A 16,247-nucleotide genomic window follows, 5' to 3' on the forward strand; every position below is an offset into this window, starting at 1 on the left:
CCCGTGCTGACAACCGAACAGGCTGCGAAGCGTCGTGCCGAATTTCTCCAAAAGCTTCAAACGTTGCTGACCGAATACAACGCGTCGATTTCGTGGTCCTGCGACCCGTGCAGCGATACGCATGGCGTCTATGGAGACGTTATAACTGTCGATGTGGATGGGCGTGAAGCGGTCCGCACTGATGAGGGCTGCGGATATTTGGACGCCGAAAACCTGAAAGCGCTTCTGACCTGGGGGGGTGCCTAGCACAACTCTGGAAAGGGATAACCATGACGCCCCTTGGTGAATGCCGAGGGGCGTTTTGCGTTTGGGCGATGGTTCGCGAAGGTTGGTGGCCGCTGGTGTCCTGTGCCGGGATACGGGGTCGTGGCCGCTTGTGCGGCCCCGAGGGCTACGGCCCCAGCCCCTACCGGCACACCCGACAGTCCCCCGGACTGTCGGGCAAGGGACAGCACCAGCGGAATACGCCTGGCCGGTCATCAACGGCAGAGCTGGCTTGCAATAAGGGGGGTCTATCAGACGCTCATGCCAATCGGCGCACCCTATCGAACAGTGAGCGGCATTAAAACAATCAATCAATCGAGGGATAGACAAAACGAGATACGAAACGTATAATTGTTTACATGGCGATCGAGACAGACACTGCAAACGGAAAGAGGAATCGCGTCATGACCGCAGCAACCAAGATCGGAATGAAGACCATTGTTGTTACTCGTGCAGAAGGCCCGTTTGGTGCTTGCGGTCGGTCGGAAAAGTGCAGCACGTTTGAGCAAGCAAATGGTGTTCTGAGGGCATGGAGCGCGACGGCACCAGCCAACGGCGGCTACGACAAGTGCGATTTCATGATCGAGTTTGACGACGGATTCATCTACAAGGGGCGCTACGACCTGTATCACGGCTCCGTGAAAACTGCCGACGTAGGCGAACACGTGCGATCCCTGGCGCTGTTCTATACGGGTCGCGTCACGCCTGACCACATGACCCAGGAATCCCATCTGGCATTCCTGCGGAAAAGGGGCGCAGAAGCATGCGAGAGCTACCAGCACCTTATCGACAACTATGAAATCGGGTGCGAGGCAATCCCGGCATCGCTGCTCTGAGGGCGTGGCTATGGCCTCTGCTTACTTCGCTCCCCTTGTTTTGCTCCCAACCATTATTACCGCGCCGGGGAAATATCTCACACGGAGCGGCGCGGTTGTGACGGTTGAATCGGCCTCGCAGAAACACGATTTCCGGTGTGTTGGCGCATACCCGTGCGGGACTCGCGAGGGCTGGCATAAGAGCGGGCGCATCTTCGCTGGTTGTCTCACTGTGAACGACATTGTTGCTGCCGCTTAGGTGGGCACCGGCCCGGCAGCGTAAAGACGTAGGCCCGAGAACGGGCCTTTTATTTGGCGGGCAGATCGGTGGCTATCAGGTAATCAAGCTGATCGGAAAATTCAATCTAAATAGAGATAGACAAAACGAGATACGCAGGTTAGAATTATTCCCATGGTGAACGAACAAGCACTGACAGGGGGTTACACAATGAGCACCAAGTCGCAGTCGCTGAAGCAAATGGCGGAGGACAAAGGCAACGATGCTGTCTCCAAGAAGACCATCTATCAGGTCGATCCGCGAATTCTCAAGGTTGAGCCTGGGTTCAACCTGCGCATTGAGACGCCAGCGCTGAAGGAGTCCATCAATCTTCTGAAGGAGATGTACATCGCGGGCGCGGTATTTCCGCCGATCGATGTACACAAGGGCACGCAAGTCATTGACGACGGCCATCGTCGCCACGCGGCAATCATGCTGGCGATTGCGGAGGGGCACGAAGTTCGCAAGGTGGACGTTCGCGAGGTCGACGGAAATAACGTTGATCGCGTATTGCACATGCTCGGTTCCGGCGATGGTAGCCGCCCGCTTTCGACTTTGGAAAAGGGGCTTGGCTACAAGCGGCTCCTGAAATTCGGCTGGTCTAAGCAGGATATCTGTGCGGGTCGGCATGTTTCGATCACGCACGTTGAGCAGGCGCTGACACTCGCCAACGCAAACGCCGATGTACAAGACCTTCTTGCGCTTGAGCGGGTCTCGGTAGGGGCTGCTCTCCAAGCAATCCGCGAATATGGCGATGACGCGGGCAAGCTTCTTCAAGAGCTATCCGACTCGGCGCGTGGCGTGGGCGACGAGACAAGCGACGGCCAGCCGAAGAAAGTCACGCGACGAGTGACGAATGCCGCCCGCAATCCTGAGTCCGCGCGCCGGTTGCCAGCGAAGTTCGCAAACCGTTATGCCAAGAACGTCGGAGACATGTTTTCTGCGATGCCTGACGAGTTGCGCGGCAAGGTTGCTCTCGCTGGCGACGACGAGACGATCCCCGTTTCTGCCCGGTATCTCAAAGAGCTGATGGAGCTGCACGCCGAAGCTGAGAAGCTTCGCGGCCCGGAGGGTGGAGCGGATGCCGAGGGCGATCCGCGCCAGCAAAGCCTCTTGGGCGATGGCAAGCCGTCCGAGACAGACGACGACGAGCAAAGCTGAAAGGGGCGACGAAATGGCAAGAGCAAGAGTGACGCACTCCGAAGACGCAGTGCAAATCACGTTCAAAGGCGATAAGCGCAACCCGGAACCGAGCACCGCCGTGGTTCAGTTTCCAGGCGGTCACATCGAGGTTTCGCGATGCTCAGACGGATCGTACTGGGCGCACGTGGAGGTAGTCGATCCAAAAAATATTGTTGGATCGCGCATCGACTATGCGCCCGGCGATGCGGCCGAGTTGTGCGCAATTCCTGATGTACCGCGCGCAACCGAGATTAAGCACATTGCGGTGCGCATTGGCAACGTCGTGCCGCACTTTGATCCGAACGCCTAACCAACCGAATACGGAAACCATCATGAAATCGACTCTCTCCGCATGCGTCATTCTCCTGGCAGCTTTCGGAACGAGCGCACAGGCGTTCACGCTGGCTGCGGCTCGCCCGATCACCGTTATTACGGTCTACAGCGAACAGCGGTCTACTGATCCGCTTCGCGATCAAGGAAAGGCTGACGCAAAGCCGCCGATCCGCATTGTCGATGGCGGCGTACGGGATGCTGGCGGCACCTGTTTCGATCTGGACGAGTCTGGAAACATCTCCCAGGCTCCGGGGCAATGCGTGGTTCTACGTTCAGCAGAACCCGGCGAGCGCCCACCTGGCCGCTGACTCCCCTGCCCTGTTCATTGCCTAACGATCAAAAACACGAGGTAAATGCACCATGCCAATGACCAAACAAGATTTGCAGTGGTTCGAGCTGCGCGACAAGCTGCCACCCGCACAAAAGCAAGCCGTTGAAGCGGCGTTTCAAGCCGCGACGGATGCAGTACGTGGCGCTGGCCTGAAAGCCGACATGTCCGACGTGGCGGCCTCGCTGGAAGGCGCAATCATCCGATTTGTGCAGGAATCCAACCCTCACTGAATGCGCGACCCACCCCCGGAGGCGCAACTTTGCCCTGGCGAAATTCTGCCAGGGTTTTTTTTACCATCAAGAGATAGACAAAACGAGATACCTTGGGTATAGTTCTCTCACCTTTGAGGGAGCGAAGACATGGCTAAGAGAACACAGTCGGCCGGACTGGACGCCGCACAGAAAGAGTTTGTGAAGCTGGTCGAGATGAACTCGCGACGTTATCGCCGGCACGAGGTTTTCCGCGACTTTTGCGAGATGGCTGCCCTCAGCATCAGCAACTCGGTTGACCGGAGCCAATACGAGGAACGTGAAGCGCGCTATCTGGAAATCGTTGCTCGCTATGAGCGTGAAGAAGTTGAGCGCTTCCCCGCCATGCTGAGGTGCATTGTCGAGGCACTGAGCGCGGGCATGTGCGATTGTCTCGGGCAAGTCTTCATGGCGATGGAGCTTGGCGATCATTGGAAGGGCCAATTCTTCACACCCTATGAGGTGTCCTACCTGATGGCGAAGATCGTCACATCCAACGTTGCGGCCGTGATCGAGAAAGAGGGATTCTTCACGCTCAATGAGCCGACAGCCGGGGCCGGTGCGATGGTGATCGCAACGGCTCACGCGATCCAAGATCAGGGAATCAACTACCAGCAGGCCATGCATGTCACCACGACGGATATTGACCTGACCGCCGTACACATGGCCTATATCCAGCTCTCATTGCTGCACATTCCTGCAATCGTGATTCATGGCAACGCGTTGTGGCCAGAGAAGACCTGGGGCCACTGGGTGACGCCCGCGCATGTCCTGGGCATGTGGGATGTTCGGCTCAACCGGCGCGAACGCGCCGAAGGCGAGCGCAAGCCGGCCGAGGCCGCTGCTCCGGTGGCTGGGGACGCGCCGAAGCTTGCTGCTGAACCAACTTCAATCGACGCACAACGTGCGGCGATTGTAGCGAAGCGGATCGAGAAGGCAGACCAGCTCGATCTATTCGCCTGATGCCGGCAAACCTTCCCGTCTCGGGGTAGGAACGGCTATCAAAGCCGCGCAAAGTTAAGGAAAATCTATCGCATTAAAGATAGACAAAACGAGATACGAAAGGTATAATTTCCACATGTCGATCGATGTGGGGAACGCAATGATTTATCACCCTGAACTCGGTGAAGAGCCGGCCGAGCGCCTGTTCTACATGGAGCATAACTTCCGCAGCACGTACAGCCTCTGTTGGCTGGAAGCCAAGGACACCGAAGCGCGGGCGAAGCTGAAGGAGCTGAACATTCGCCCCGTTGCCGGCACGGCACCGGAGCGCGGTGTGCCCGGCGAATGGATGCAAGCAACCCGCCTGGGTGTGCCCGTCTTCCACTGTCTCATTTCTAGGGATTCGAGCGACAAGCTGCGCCTTGATGATCTTGTGGCTACTCGCGTTCTTCTCGATTGAGGGGCTTGTGCAATGACTACCTCTCGATACCGTGCAACCGTCGATCATGTTGATGACTGCCAACCCTCCTGCTGCGGTAACTGCGGTTGGGTCGGCGTTGCGGCTGATACCGCAGAAATTGAGGAATGTGCCTTGACTCCTGGCGACCCCTCCCCCGTTGGTCGTTGCCCGGAATGCGATTCGATTGCTTACGTGAAGATGGCACCTAGCCCCGCGTTTCATGGCGTTGCACATGTGCTGCGCGAAGGGTTGCGGTTGATGCCGCTTGGCTCAAAAGCGCGGGCGGCTTGGTTGTCGAGGGCTTCCACCGTGCTGGCCGCATTCGAACAGGAGGGGTTGAAGTCATGAACTTGCTCACGGTTCTTGAATGGGCGGGGGCTGCCATGGGGTTGACTGGTGCGTTTCTGTTGGCGACGCACAGTCGCATTTCCCGTTATGGCTGGTTGTGGTTTCTCGCTGCAAACCTAGCGATGGCTGGTCTTGCTGTTGGGATCGGTCGATATGGTCTGTTGGTGCAACAGGTCGGATTCACTGCGACTAGTTTGCTGGGAATCTGGCGCGCGGGCTTTCTGCCGCGCGTTTGGAGAACGAGGGCGCGCTGAGCGGCTGCCCTACTCAGGCTGGTGATAGCGGCCAGGCTCGCAAAAGTATGAGCGCCCCACGGCTTGCCGTGGGGCGTTTGCATTTAACCCTGTAGTGGACGATTTTGGATCATGTGAACCAGTTGGTTCACATGATCCAATTGGTTCATGTGAGCCAATTCTACGCCAGCTCGCGCTAGCGCGAGCTGGCGGCCGCACCGACAAGTGGCGGCTTCCGCCGCAGAGTGGGAGCAATTCGCGGCGTGCAGGCGCGGCAGCTCTGGTGTGGAAATGGGGATGCGGTTGCCCACCGTCCGCCGCTGGCGGCCCGTGGACAACCGCACCGCGCCCCTGCCTCTTGCGGGCCGGTCGCTTCCCCATTTTTCGCGCGCCGCGAACCTGGCGCGGCGGCCGGCACCGCGCCAGGCGCTTGCGTGCAAGCGCCGCGCATTCCCGCGTGCCGGCGCAGCAGCTCTGGCATGGAAATGGGGGTGCGGTTGCCCACCGTCCGCCGTTGGCGGCCCGTGGACAACCGCACCGCGCCCCTGCCACTTACGGGCCGGTCGCTCCCCCATTTTTCGCGCGCTGGGAATGCGCCAGGTCGGCCAACGCCGAAGCCCGTACCGACGCGGCCGGCCGGCGAGCGCTGTGAAAAGCTGGCTTGCAGAGAGGGGGGGTTCCTTCGCGTGCCGGCCTGGGTCTGGCGTTGATGGTGATACCCGCTACTCGGTCCCGCGAGTCGCGCTGAGTCGCGCGGCAACCGCCCGGAGTTCTGCCGGCCGCCCTACTCCTACCGATCCTGCATAGGCGCGGACACTCCTGACGCTAGTTGCAGTAACGGAGGGTAAAAAAAGGGGCATTACAGTGTCATTAACTGTAATACCCGGACATTATTCGCATGATGTTGGGGATTTTCCCCCGCAATCACTGCTCAGGGGCTTTGTTGATGGCCGTTTGCAGCTTGGCTTGGGTGGCTGCGTCGAGTGTCGCGAACGCAGCCTTTACCGCGCGGCCCACTTTCGCATCATCGCGATCCCTGTTGAGTACGTACATTCCCGCGACCACAACGAGACTGGCCGCCAAGCCGGCTAAGACACCGACGATGGCGAGTGTTGCACGGGGGATTTGTGGGGCGGGAGCGGCCAAGGCAACAGGTTCAGGTGCTGCGGTTGCTGCCTTTGCGATCCGGGCAGCGTCCTGGGCCATCCGCGCGCTATCTTGAACCGTGCGCGCGGTCTCCTTCAATTGCTTTTCTACCGATTGCACGTCGTTCATGAGGGCTTCCGCCCTATCGAAAGTCTCATGCAACTCGCCCAGGAGAATCCGCATAGCGGCATCGCGCCGCGTGTTGGGGCCGCCCTCCTGCTGCTTGGCCGCTTCGCTCATTTCTTGGCCTTGCCGAAGAGCTGTTCGGTTGCGGTCGAAAGGTTGGCGTACGCGTGAACGGCCAAGTCGTGGTCCGCTTGGTGCTCGATGGCCTGTTCAACCATTTCGAAGTCGCCCGCAGCCTTAGCCTCTGCTCGCTTGGCCTTCCAGTCCGTCTGATCTTCCGCCAGCTCGCGAATGTTCTTGCGGCGGACCAAATCAAACACCTCGTTTTGCCTGATAACGATGTGCGGTTCATAAGTGGCCTTACTCTTGCCGTCCGTCATGGCGTAGCCGCTAATCTGCGCATAAACCTGTTCGACCGCCAGCAAACCGCTTTCTCCGCCGTCATACATGTTGTAGACAACGCGGATTTTGCTGGCCGGAATCCCCAGCTTGGAAAGCCATTCGATAGTCGCGATGGTGTCTTTCTGCTGCTTATCGGCCGGAACGGTTGGCACGATAATCAGGTCAAGCTCACCGATAGCGCTCTTATAGCGCGTCAGTTCCGACATGAAGCCGACAACGTTCGATGCGCCAACATCAATAATCACGTCATCGTGCAGCATGAGCTGTTTGAAAATCTCGCGAAACTCGGACGCCGAGAATTCTTCAGCCTGAACACTTTCGACCTCGTTGGCGACAGAGGCGTTATGCATTTCGACCGAAATGAATTTCGCCTTCGGGCGACTTGCCGCAAGCCAGTTGACGGAGAGCGTGGTTTTGCCAACGTTCCCGCTCAGGTTGATGACGGCGATTTTCAGGTCTTTGGTGGTCATGTCGGTTTCCTATTCTGACGGGCGATGTTTCGATAATCAGTTTGATAAGCCTTTTGTGCTTCCCTCAAGGCGGTACGAACTTCTAAGGCGTCCCCCTCACTTCCCTGTGACGGCGTTACCTCGGCTTGCTTTGGTTCATGTGAACCACTTCGGTTTGGTTCATGTGAACCACTACTAATTGGATCAGGTGAACCACTCTTCAACCCGCCTGGCCCGCCAAGCTGCTGCGGTTTGATCGATCCAGCCGTGACGGTCGCAGCCCGTTCCCTAGCGCGCTTGCGCGCCCGCTTCAGGGTCTGCATGTAGACCGGCAGCGTCATCTCTAGGCCGGCCGCTTGCAGAGTCTCTTGAATCTTCGCGTGCGTGTGGCCGAGTGCGTTGGCTTCGTCGATGAGCGGCAACAAGCGCTCCAGCAGGACCGCTTTAGATCGCAACTGTTGAGCGACCAGCGTGCGGGCCATGGCTTCTATGTTGGCGAGTTCGTCTGTGGATTCCATGGGCTTGATAGTAACTTGATGGGTACTTAAAGGCAACTAAAAGGGAACACTTTGCGTAGCGATTTTGCTGAAAAGAAACAGAAAAGGAACGTTGTAGGAACGTGTAGGGAACATCTAGGGAACATCTTACTACAGATGCTATCCCTGCCGCATCTTCATAAGTGATCCAAACACCACAAAAGACGGGTTAAATACGCCCTTTGATGGCCCGACCGGTCCAAAAACGGCCCCGGCACGGTCCAAAAGCGGCTGGTCGACCTACGGTCCTAGGGGTCACACACCATACGCACCTCTTGCGAGGTGCTGTGAAGCCAAGCTCCACTTGGCTTCACGACAAAACCAGTGGTATGCGCGGGCTTACTTTGTCATACACGAGGGTGTAGGATGCGCGTAATTTCAACATTTGTTTGTCATACAAGGTGTTCTATGAGGGTGGTCAGCGTCAGACTGAAGGACGAGGAAGAGGCGTTTATGCGCCGGCAGATGGAAATTGCAGGGGAAGCCGACCTTGGCCCTCACATCAAGCGGGTCTATTTCGGCAACCTGAACCCCGGTGAAGGCTTGCTATCTGAGCTGCGGCGCAACTCAGAAATGGTTCTATCGATGCTTTCAGATATGAGGCGAAATGGTTCCAGCTCCGGCGACGCCGAGGAACAAAAAGAGCACGACCGGGATACAGAACTGCGGCTGCTTGCCGCTATCTTTTTGATGCTTCACATGTCGCTCGGGAAGGACGCTCGCCTGGTCATTGACCGCTACGTCAGCTCGAAGGCGGTGGAAGACTTTTTGAAGGCTGGGGGTGGACTATGAGCGCAGGTTCGCGGCGGTATGACGACCGACACAAGGGGTGGCTGTTCCTGATGGTGCTGGGGATGACGGTGGGGGCGTGGTTTTGGGCGGCCAATCGGACGTACACCCTCCCCCGAGGTCAATATGCGAAAGCACTTTATTATGCGCTGCTCTCGACGCCGCACACTCCCCTACTTTGGGTTCCGGCACTTATTGCCTTTCTGTACGGGTTCGTTATTTTCGCGGTAATCGCCTTCTACACCCGCAGCGGTTTTGATGGCGCGGATTTTATGATGTTTTTGCGCGGCACTCGCATGGTTAGTGCTGCGCAGTTGGCGGATATGACGCGTAGTTGGTTTACTGAACAGCTTCGCTTGGGTGGCATTCCGATGCCAACGAAGGTGGAAGGGCAGCATGCTAGCGCGATCGGTTCCACCGGTTCCGGTAAATCGCAGGCAATCGCAGATTATATTGAATCTGCCCTGGCGAGGAATCTACCCAAATGGTGGAGACCAAATTCAAAGCCGGATCGAATTATCTGTGTTGACCCTAACGGTCAGTTTATGGAGAAATTCTACAGGCCGGGCGACAAAATCCTCAACCCGTTTGACAAGCGTTCGGTTTCTTGGGGTATTTTCAACGAAATTCGCGTTCCATTCGACGTGGAGCAATTTTCAGTCAGCGTTATTCCAAAAAGTCCGTCGACGGAGCAGGAGCAGTGGAACGCTATGGCACGGACGATTACCGCCGAGGTTATGTTGAAGCTGTGGCGGTTGCAACGGGGCACCACGGACGAGTTGGTCTACTGGCTGGCCATCGCGCCGAACGAACAGCTACAGGAAATGCTCGCGGACACGGCGGCGGCCGGGATGTTCCACGGCGCGGAGGAAACCCTTGGCAGCGTACGGACTGTGCTGACGCGCTACATCACTCCACACAAGTATCTGTCAGCCATGGAGAAGGCTGCCAACGACTTTGTTCTGCGGGATTGGATTGATACCGGCACCGGCAACCTTTGGATTACATGGCGGGAAGATCAGCTCCACGCGTTGAAACCGCTCATCTCGTGCATGTTTGATGTGGCTTGCGCCGCTGCCTTGTCGACGCCAATCGACAAGCACCGCCCTGCCCTTCATCTGGTCGTTGACGAACTGGACTCGTTGGAGAAGCTGAATTACCTCATTCCTGCCGCGACCAAGGGTCGTAAGCACAAGCTGTACATCCTTGCCGGGTTCCAATCGTACGCGCAGCTCAACTCAACCAACGGCAAGGACGATGCCCTGACCCTGCGGAACAGTCTGCGCAGCACGCTCAGCTTGGGTGTGGCGGAAATGGATACCTACACGTCTGAAGAAATTTCGAGGGGCCTGGGCGAGCACGAGGTTATCCGCAAACGCGAGACCAGCGGCAGGAGTGCCAGCACGTCCTTTGACAAGGAAAAGGAACGGGTGGTGATGGCATCGCAGCTCCACACCCTGCCCGACCTCACCGGCTACCTCAAGTATTCGGGCAACTTCCCTATTTCGCGCGTGACGATGCTCTACAAGAACCGCAAGAGCGTTATCGAGCCCCTTGTTATGGCGGAGAACCGTTGGACAACCGCCCCTGACTTCAACTCGGTGTCTACTCTCAATTTTGCGAGCGACGAGTAATGCTGACCTTCTCGTTTGTCAAAGAGTCTCGTCAGGCCGCGAGCTACTACGAAGAAACCGACGACTACTACACCAAGGAAGGCCATCGAGGCGAATGGGATGGAGATGGCGCGACTGCGCTTGGCCTTGAGGGGGGCGTCGATCGCGAAACATTCAAAGAGCTTCTTGACGGCAAGTTGCCCGATGGCCGTGTTGTTCGGAAGCCCGCGCCGAAGACGGATAAAGACGGCAAGCGCGTCAACCCTCGGTTGGGTATCGACTTCACCTTCAGTGCACCGAAAAGCGTGAGTATCGTTGCGCTGGTGAGCGGCGATCGCCGCGTCATCGCTGCGCACGATGAAGCAGTCAAAGATGCGCTCAAGCTCATGCAGAGCAAAGTTGTCGCGAGAAAGAAGGTCAAGCGTATCTCGTTTCGTGAGCACACCAACAAGCTTGTTGTCGCGAAATTTCAGCATGATCTATCGCGCGATCAAGACCCACAGTTGCACACGCATGCGGTGACGATGAATCTCACGCAGCGTGAAGATGGCCGCTGGACTGCCATCGCAAACGAAGAGATGTTGAAGAGCGTCAAGGTGGTCGGAGCCTATTACCGAGCGCAGCTTGCCCAGCGGCTTGAGGATATGGGTTACGAAATCCGTGCGACACGAGATGGCTTCGAGATGGCCTCTGTGCCGGATGCGGCTATCAAGCTATTCAGCCAGCGCAGCCGCATGATTGAGCAAGAACTTGATGCGCAAGGTCTCACCAGGGACACAGCATCAGGAGGCATGAAGCAAGCGATCACGAAGAACACGCGGAAGCGGAAGGACGAGGGCGATCGCGCCGCGCTGCGCCAGGAGTGGCGCGATGCTTTGAAGCAGGCTGGCATAGAGATCCCCGAGGCGGCTCCAGAAAATCGCGTTGCGCCACTACGAGTGCCGACGATCGATGACCGTGGAGGAAAGCCAGTCACGCCCGATCAGGCGAATAGCGGCTCATCGATGCCAAAGGAGCCACCGCCCAGTGGTTCCGCCAGCGAAAAGCCTGGCACGCAATCGCCGCAGGGCGCAGGGGAACCGCAGAGCGGCAAAAAGGTTGACCAAGGGCAGGGCGCGCAAGCGCCTGGCGATTCTGGTTCTCGTCCTGGTGGTGGCGGCGGTGGTCCGGCCGCTCCAGCGGACGAGAAGGTGCCAGCGGCCGTTGTTCGGGACGAACCGGCATCCTCATTACCTCAAGAAGCTAAGCCGCAAGCCGGCGCACCCGCGCGGACCCCTGAGCATGACGCAAAGACCCCTGAGCATGGCATTGATCGATCAGGTAAGGCGAAGGCGGCGCTTGAGTTTGCGATTGAACACTTGACCGAGCGGCAGGGCATCTTTACCCGTGGGGAGCTGCTTGAGCGGGCATACCTGAAGGCTCTGGGCGGTGTGGCAGAAATTGATCGCGAGCTGGAACGCGCCAAGGCTGATGGCCGGCTTCTTCCTGAACTGCCGTTGTATCAGACCGCGAAGTCGTTTTCTCGCGAGTCTCAGACAAAGGCCGTCGACAAGCAGTTTGAGAAATTCCGGCACGACAACGACCTTCAGAAGCTGACGCGCGCTTCATGGGTCTCGATGCTTGTTCACGTCGAAGGTTATGACCAGGCTAGGGCAGAGAAGACCGTCGACGGAGCTATTGCGAGTGGCCGCCTTGTGGAGACGGAAGAGCGGTACACCACGACCGACATGCGCAATCGCGAACTGCGGATTCTTTGGATGGAACGGTTGGGGCGGGAGACTGTTGCTCCGATTAAGTCAGCGGCTGAGGTTGACGCGATGCTGGCTAGCAGCGACCTCAACGCCGGGCAACGTGACGCTGCAAAGCTTGTGTTGACCACAACGAACAGGGTTGTTGGAATTCAGGGTTTCGCGGGCGTGGGGAAGAGTCACGCACTCAGCAAGCAAGTGAATGCGATCAAGGAAGAGTCTCAAAAGCAGGCAGCCGGGGAGGGGTACAAGGTCATCGGCTTGGCTCCGTATGGATCGCAGAACAAGGCCCTCAAAGAGCTGGGGATGGAATCGAACACCTTGGCGTCCTTTCTGGCGAAGGAGCCAGAGCCCGGTTTGCTTAGTCCCAAAACGATCGTGTTTCTGGATGAGGCCAGCGTCGTTCCTGCACACCAGATGGAAGACCTGATGCAGCGCATTGAACAGCATGGGGCTCGTCTCGTCCTGCTGGGCGACAGAAAGCAGACACAGGCGGTGGAGGCCGGCAAGCCGTTCGAGCAGCTTCAAGATGCCGGCATGCAAACTGCGCACATCACCGAGATTCAACGGCAAAAGGACGCGGAGCTGAAAGCGGCCGTTGAAAAGGCAGCGAACGACAACATTGGCGGCTCCGTTCTCCTGCTGAAAGAGCGCGTGCAGCAAATTGAGAAGCCCGAAGACCGTCATAAGGCCATCGCTGTCGATTACACCTCTCAAACTGCGGAAGAGCGTGATCGGACCATCATTGTTGTCGGAACCAACGATGCGCGGCGGGAGGTGAACCAGCTCGTTCGGGAACGACTAAACCTTCCGGCCGGCGAGCGCGTACAGGCGCTCGAATCGTTCGACATGACCCGTGCTGAGCATCGCCAGGCTGCCAGTTACAAGGAGGGTGTTGTGTTGCTGGCCGAGCGTGATGGGCTGCATGGGTTGAAGCGGGGCGAGCACTACGAGGTTACGGCCATCGATTCGCGGGCAAACACCTTGATTCTGAAGGGCGGCGACGGCAGCCCGATTACCGTGGACGCCGGCAAGCTGGCCGGTGTGTCGACATATCAACGCGCCGAGATCGAGGTGGTGCAGGGCGACTGGCTGCGCATTACCCGCAATGACAACAAGCAGCACGTCTACAACGGGGAGCGCCACCAAGTGAAGGCGGTCTACCACGATGCGATTGTTCTGGAGAACGGCGCGCGTTTGTCGAGGTCGGCGGCCATTCACGCTCAGCATGGCTACGCGCAGACCGTACACAGCGCGCAAGGGTTGACCACGGATCGCGTTCTCATGGACGCCGATACTCGGAGCCTGACCAGCAACCGTGCTGTGTACTACGTGGCGATTTCGCGGGCCAGGCACAACCTCACGATCTACACCGACAACCACTCCCGCTTGGCCGAATCCATGTCCCGCGAGCCGCGAAAGTACGCCGCGCTGGAGCTGCGTGACGATCGCCGTGAGGCCGATATTCTCCGGGCAGCGGTCTCGATTCGGCAGCAAGAGAAGGGAGCGGCGACAACAGCGCGCCAAACGCTTGCACGGGAAATTTCAGGTGCGCCATCGCGCACGCGCAAGCCTGGTCAGCGCAGGTCTCGAACGCGGTAGGTAGCTCGAATTGGGAGCACAATAGGAACTTGCTAGGAACTTGTTGGGAACTTTTGAGGGGTCACTTTGGGAACAAAGTGGCCCTTTTTTCATATGGTGCTTCGCACAACCCCTCTCATGGGGAATGCAGAGAACGACTCCATCCGCCGTTACAAACGTACGTTTGCTTGCGCCACGCTCGCTCTTACTATAAATACATATTTGGTGTACTGTTTATGCACTTTCAGGAGTCACTATGCGATTTGCCAAAAAACTAGTTTCACTGCTGACGCTGGCGTTGGCCGCCTACTGCGGCACGGCGTCAGCCCAAGCCCCATCCCCCAATTTCAACGGGGATGTTCAAGAGCAGGACTTCCCCTGCGCGATCGTCTTGTGCTTTGCCAACCCGAAAGGGCCGACTGCGGAGAGCAAATGCCAGCCGCCCGTGAACTGGCTCATCAATAACTTCATCAAGAAGTTCAAGCCGTGGCCCACCTGTTTGTTCAATGACAAGGACAACACGCAGGTCGCCTACTACTCCCAACCCCACGTGCAGTGCCCCTCTGGCTTCACGGCCGAACAGGCAACAACCGATAACGGGTCCGTCGTGCTCACGGGCGTATGCCTGCGCCCCATTCAGACGTGCGCGGCATATTCGCCAAGTGTCGCGGGTGCCGCTTGCTACACGTACGTCACCACAAACGATTTCGGGACGCCAAGCACTCAATACTTCGAATACACGATTCCTCCAAATGGGGTCACGAGCTACGCCATGCGCGTCTACAACGGCTCGATGGACAACAGCTACTACTTCAACCTTGGCGGCTCATCCAGCGGTTATCAGAGCGCGTCGATTCTCTACAAGAACGGCAATGCCAATAACAGCAGCAATGCCAGCGCAGGCTCAGGCAATTGACGTGTGCGCAGCCGGCGTTGATAGCCGGCTGTTCACGTCGCTGGTTCGCCAGGAGTCGAATTTCAATCCCTACGCGATTGGGTTGGATGGCAAGGCCGTTCTGAAGACCCAACCAAAGAGTTATGAAGAAGCTGTCAAAACTGCCGTTAACCTCGCGCGAGAAGGGAAGGGATTTTCGGTGGGCTTGGCGCAAGTGCATATCTCGAATGTTGTGCGCTATGGCATGACATGGGAGCAAGCATTTGATCCCTGCATGAATCTCCGCGTTGGAAGTGCGATCTATCGCAACTTCTACGCGCAGGCGATCAAGGCAGGTTATCGCGCGGACGGGGCGACATTTGCCGCGCTCCGTGGCTTCAACTCGGGGAGTGTCCACAACCCCGTCAGCAATGGCTACGCCCGCGACATTCTTGGGCGGGTCGGTATCCCCTCAGCAGCGTTTCCGGCAATGCCGGCAACCGATGCGTCTCGCGACGTGGCGGGTGCTGAGCCAGTCACACAGGTCGCAAAAGAGGATGCCAGCAGCCCCAGCATGTTTTCCGCGCCATCCCAATCGCTGTTTGGGGATGCCGGGGAGGTGCCTAGGTCGTTCCCCGTCGTCGCCCCTAGCGCTGTACGCGTGGAGGCCCGCCGACCCAATACGGATGAGGCTGGCCCGGTGGTGCTTCGGGCAACGTTCGCCAGGTAGAGAAGTCGTTTTGCAACCCCGTTTAACTATGGGAGGGAGTTCCTTTTTATGATCTTTTAGTGTACTATATGAGCACAAACAGTTTACCAACTGCCCATGTTTGGTGTCTCAGAACGGTGCTAATGCGCGATGTGGTGTAATTCCGGCGCCTGACACACTGACACCACATCGGGGAAACCATGAGACTTCAAGACATTGCGGCACTGGCCGGCGACATCGCGCAAATCAAGCTCCGGCAGAACGACCAGGGGCTGTGGGAAGTAGGCGTCCTTTTGGGAGGGGCTGTATCGGAAGAGCACAAAGTCACCAAGTTCCACAACAGGTCCGAACCCCGCACTTGGAAGAGTCTCGACAAGGCGGTTAGGACGCTCGAAGCCATCTTCGAGCGACGGTTCGAAGAAATAAACATCCCTTTTGAGAGGGTAGGTCATGATCCAGCAAACCAAGGCAGCACTTAGCAAGCTGAACTCCGCACGCAAATCCATCACCATCGAGCGCATCGGCCGCATTCAATCTGTCGCTCTCATCGGCGGCTATGCGCTTCTCGTGGTAAGCGACCCAGCGATGGCCCAATCGCTGCGCTCCACGGGCGAGAGCATCTTCAACACCCTCTACGGCATCGTCGGCGTGGTCGGCGGCATCGCTTCCTTGGGTTCCGCCATGAACTGGAAGGCCGGCAACTTCCTCGGTGCCCGAGACCCTAAGCAGACCTTCATCAACTCGCTCATCGGCACCGGCCTCGCGTTTGGCACCGTGGGCATCATCCAATTCATCAAGGGCGCTGTCGGCACCAACAGCGGCATTAGCGGCGTCTGAGCAG

The 16,247-nt window shown here is 57.9% G+C and carries 18 protein-coding genes; 14 read left to right on the forward strand and 4 right to left on the reverse strand.

Going from position 1 to position 16,247, the window contains the following annotated elements:
• The first annotated feature begins 3 nt into the window (after nucleotides 1-3).
• From BG83_RS29510 to BG83_RS0127230, 8 genes are all read left to right on the forward strand, one after another.
• The gene (locus tag BG83_RS29510) at nucleotides 4-246 is read left to right on the forward strand and encodes a hypothetical protein (RefSeq protein WP_152543779.1); all 243 of its coding nucleotides are present in this window, start codon (nucleotides 4-6) and stop codon (nucleotides 244-246) included.
• Nucleotides 247-668: 422 nt separating this feature from the next.
• Nucleotides 669-1,100 carry a hypothetical protein gene (locus BG83_RS0127200; RefSeq protein WP_024979700.1) on the forward strand — a complete coding sequence of 144 codons (432 nt, stop codon included), beginning with the start codon at nucleotides 669-671 and terminating at the stop codon, nucleotides 1,098-1,100.
• 427 nt (nucleotides 1,101-1,527) lie between these two features.
• Nucleotides 1,528-2,517: a hypothetical protein gene (locus BG83_RS28430; protein ID WP_080693772.1), complete on the forward strand. Its 990-nt coding sequence runs from the start codon at nucleotides 1,528-1,530 to the stop codon at nucleotides 2,515-2,517.
• A gap of 49 nt (nucleotides 2,518-2,566) precedes the next feature.
• Nucleotides 2,567-2,848: a hypothetical protein gene (locus tag BG83_RS0127210; protein WP_152543780.1), complete on the forward strand. Its 282-nt coding sequence runs from the start codon at nucleotides 2,567-2,569 to the stop codon at nucleotides 2,846-2,848.
• Between the two features lie 22 nt (nucleotides 2,849-2,870).
• Nucleotides 2,871-3,179 (forward strand): hypothetical protein, encoded by a 309-nt coding sequence (locus tag BG83_RS29515; RefSeq protein ID WP_152543781.1) that lies wholly within the window; start codon nucleotides 2,871-2,873, stop codon nucleotides 3,177-3,179.
• A gap of 58 nt (nucleotides 3,180-3,237) precedes the next feature.
• On the forward strand, nucleotides 3,238-3,432 hold the full coding sequence (locus tag BG83_RS0127220) for a hypothetical protein (RefSeq protein ID WP_024979703.1): 195 nt from the start codon (nucleotides 3,238-3,240) through the stop codon (nucleotides 3,430-3,432).
• 129 nt (nucleotides 3,433-3,561) lie between these two features.
• Entirely contained in the window at nucleotides 3,562-4,413 is an 852-nt protein-coding gene (locus BG83_RS0127225; RefSeq protein ID WP_024979704.1) for an N-6 DNA methylase, read from the forward strand.
• A 115-nt stretch (nucleotides 4,414-4,528) separates the two neighbouring features.
• A complete protein-coding gene (locus BG83_RS0127230) occupies nucleotides 4,529-4,852 on the forward strand; it encodes a hypothetical protein (protein WP_024979705.1) in 324 nt (107 codons plus the stop codon).
• Between the two features lie 1,505 nt (nucleotides 4,853-6,357).
• Here the strand turns inward: BG83_RS0127230 and BG83_RS0127235 are convergent.
• The 3 genes from BG83_RS0127235 to BG83_RS0127245 are packed head-to-tail and all read right to left on the reverse strand — an operon-like array spanning nucleotide 6,358 to nucleotide 8,074.
• On the reverse strand, nucleotides 6,358-6,819 hold the full coding sequence (locus BG83_RS0127235) for a hypothetical protein (protein ID WP_024979706.1): 462 nt from the start codon (nucleotides 6,817-6,819) through the stop codon (nucleotides 6,358-6,360).
• The gene (locus BG83_RS0127240) at nucleotides 6,816-7,577 is read right to left on the reverse strand and encodes a hypothetical protein (protein ID WP_024979707.1); all 762 of its coding nucleotides are present in this window, start codon (nucleotides 7,575-7,577) and stop codon (nucleotides 6,816-6,818) included. Before BG83_RS0127240 ends, BG83_RS0127235 begins: the two co-directional genes overlap by 4 nt.
• Nucleotides 7,574-8,074, reverse strand: coding sequence for a hypothetical protein (locus tag BG83_RS0127245; RefSeq protein ID WP_024979708.1), 501 nt, complete (start codon nucleotides 8,072-8,074; stop codon nucleotides 7,574-7,576). The genes BG83_RS0127240 and BG83_RS0127245 overlap by 4 nt, the downstream gene beginning before the upstream one ends.
• 426 nt (nucleotides 8,075-8,500) lie before the next feature.
• On the opposite strand from BG83_RS0127245, the gene BG83_RS0127250 reads away from it, so the two are divergent.
• The 5 genes from BG83_RS0127250 (at nucleotide 8,501) to BG83_RS28440 (ending at nucleotide 15,427) form a co-directional block, all read left to right on the forward strand.
• Nucleotides 8,501-8,884 carry a hypothetical protein gene (locus BG83_RS0127250; RefSeq protein ID WP_024979709.1) on the forward strand — a complete coding sequence of 128 codons (384 nt, stop codon included), beginning with the start codon at nucleotides 8,501-8,503 and terminating at the stop codon, nucleotides 8,882-8,884.
• The gene (locus BG83_RS0127255) at nucleotides 8,881-10,515 is read left to right on the forward strand and encodes a type IV secretion system DNA-binding domain-containing protein (RefSeq protein ID WP_024979710.1); all 1,635 of its coding nucleotides are present in this window, start codon (nucleotides 8,881-8,883) and stop codon (nucleotides 10,513-10,515) included. The genes BG83_RS0127250 and BG83_RS0127255 overlap by 4 nt, the downstream gene beginning before the upstream one ends.
• Nucleotides 10,515-13,844, forward strand: a complete 3,330-nt coding sequence (mobF, locus tag BG83_RS28435) for a MobF family relaxase (protein ID WP_024979711.1) — start codon at nucleotides 10,515-10,517, stop codon at nucleotides 13,842-13,844. Before BG83_RS0127255 ends, mobF begins: the two co-directional genes overlap by 1 nt.
• A 235-nt stretch (nucleotides 13,845-14,079) precedes the next feature.
• Nucleotides 14,080-14,739, forward strand: coding sequence for a hypothetical protein (locus BG83_RS0127265; RefSeq protein ID WP_024979712.1), 660 nt, complete (start codon nucleotides 14,080-14,082; stop codon nucleotides 14,737-14,739).
• A complete protein-coding gene (locus tag BG83_RS28440; protein ID WP_024979713.1) occupies nucleotides 14,714-15,427 on the forward strand; it encodes a transglycosylase SLT domain-containing protein in 714 nt (237 codons plus the stop codon). Before BG83_RS0127265 ends, BG83_RS28440 begins: the two co-directional genes overlap by 26 nt.
• 119 nt (nucleotides 15,428-15,546) lie before the next feature.
• Here BG83_RS28440 and BG83_RS29525 read toward each other — a convergent pair whose 3' ends face one another.
• Entirely contained in the window at nucleotides 15,547-15,858 is a 312-nt protein-coding gene (locus tag BG83_RS29525; RefSeq protein ID WP_152543783.1) for a hypothetical protein, read from the reverse strand.
• On the opposite strand from BG83_RS29525, the gene BG83_RS0127280 reads away from it, so the two are divergent.
• Nucleotides 15,857-16,243 (forward strand): hypothetical protein, encoded by a 387-nt coding sequence (locus tag BG83_RS0127280; RefSeq protein ID WP_024979715.1) that lies wholly within the window; start codon nucleotides 15,857-15,859, stop codon nucleotides 16,241-16,243. The two genes, BG83_RS29525 and BG83_RS0127280, sit on opposite strands and share 2 nt — an antisense overlap.
• Nucleotides 16,244-16,247 lie beyond the last annotated feature (4 nt).

This window comes from Ralstonia pickettii, from assembly GCF_000607165.1.
GTDB lineage: Bacteria > Pseudomonadota > Gammaproteobacteria > Burkholderiales > Burkholderiaceae > Ralstonia > Ralstonia holmesii.

Coding starts and splice junctions, on each gene's coding strand:
- BG83_RS0127220 (WP_024979703.1), top strand. CDS start 3,238: ATGACCAAACAAGATTTGCAGTGGTTCGAGCTGCGCGACAAGCTGCCA.
- BG83_RS29525 (WP_152543783.1), bottom strand. CDS start 15,858: ATGACCTACCCTCTCAAAAGGGATGTTTATTTCTTCGAACCGTCGCTC.
- BG83_RS28430 (WP_080693772.1), top strand. CDS start 1,528: ATGAGCACCAAGTCGCAGTCGCTGAAGCAAATGGCGGAGGACAAAGGC.
- BG83_RS0127265 (WP_024979712.1), top strand. CDS start 14,080: ATGCGATTTGCCAAAAAACTAGTTTCACTGCTGACGCTGGCGTTGGCC.
- mobF (WP_024979711.1), top strand. CDS start 10,515: ATGCTGACCTTCTCGTTTGTCAAAGAGTCTCGTCAGGCCGCGAGCTAC.
- BG83_RS0127255 (WP_024979710.1), top strand. CDS start 8,881: ATGAGCGCAGGTTCGCGGCGGTATGACGACCGACACAAGGGGTGGCTG.
- BG83_RS0127230 (WP_024979705.1), top strand. CDS start 4,529: ATGTCGATCGATGTGGGGAACGCAATGATTTATCACCCTGAACTCGGT.
- BG83_RS0127240 (WP_024979707.1), bottom strand. CDS start 7,577: ATGACCACCAAAGACCTGAAAATCGCCGTCATCAACCTGAGCGGGAAC.
- BG83_RS29515 (WP_152543781.1), top strand. CDS start 2,871: ATGAAATCGACTCTCTCCGCATGCGTCATTCTCCTGGCAGCTTTCGGA.
- BG83_RS0127245 (WP_024979708.1), bottom strand. CDS start 8,074: ATGGAATCCACAGACGAACTCGCCAACATAGAAGCCATGGCCCGCACG.
- BG83_RS0127200 (WP_024979700.1), top strand. CDS start 669: ATGACCGCAGCAACCAAGATCGGAATGAAGACCATTGTTGTTACTCGT.
- BG83_RS0127280 (WP_024979715.1), top strand. CDS start 15,857: ATGATCCAGCAAACCAAGGCAGCACTTAGCAAGCTGAACTCCGCACGC.
- BG83_RS0127225 (WP_024979704.1), top strand. CDS start 3,562: ATGGCTAAGAGAACACAGTCGGCCGGACTGGACGCCGCACAGAAAGAG.
- BG83_RS28440 (WP_024979713.1), top strand. CDS start 14,714: ATGCCAGCGCAGGCTCAGGCAATTGACGTGTGCGCAGCCGGCGTTGAT.
- BG83_RS0127235 (WP_024979706.1), bottom strand. CDS start 6,819: ATGAGCGAAGCGGCCAAGCAGCAGGAGGGCGGCCCCAACACGCGGCGC.
- BG83_RS0127250 (WP_024979709.1), top strand. CDS start 8,501: ATGAGGGTGGTCAGCGTCAGACTGAAGGACGAGGAAGAGGCGTTTATG.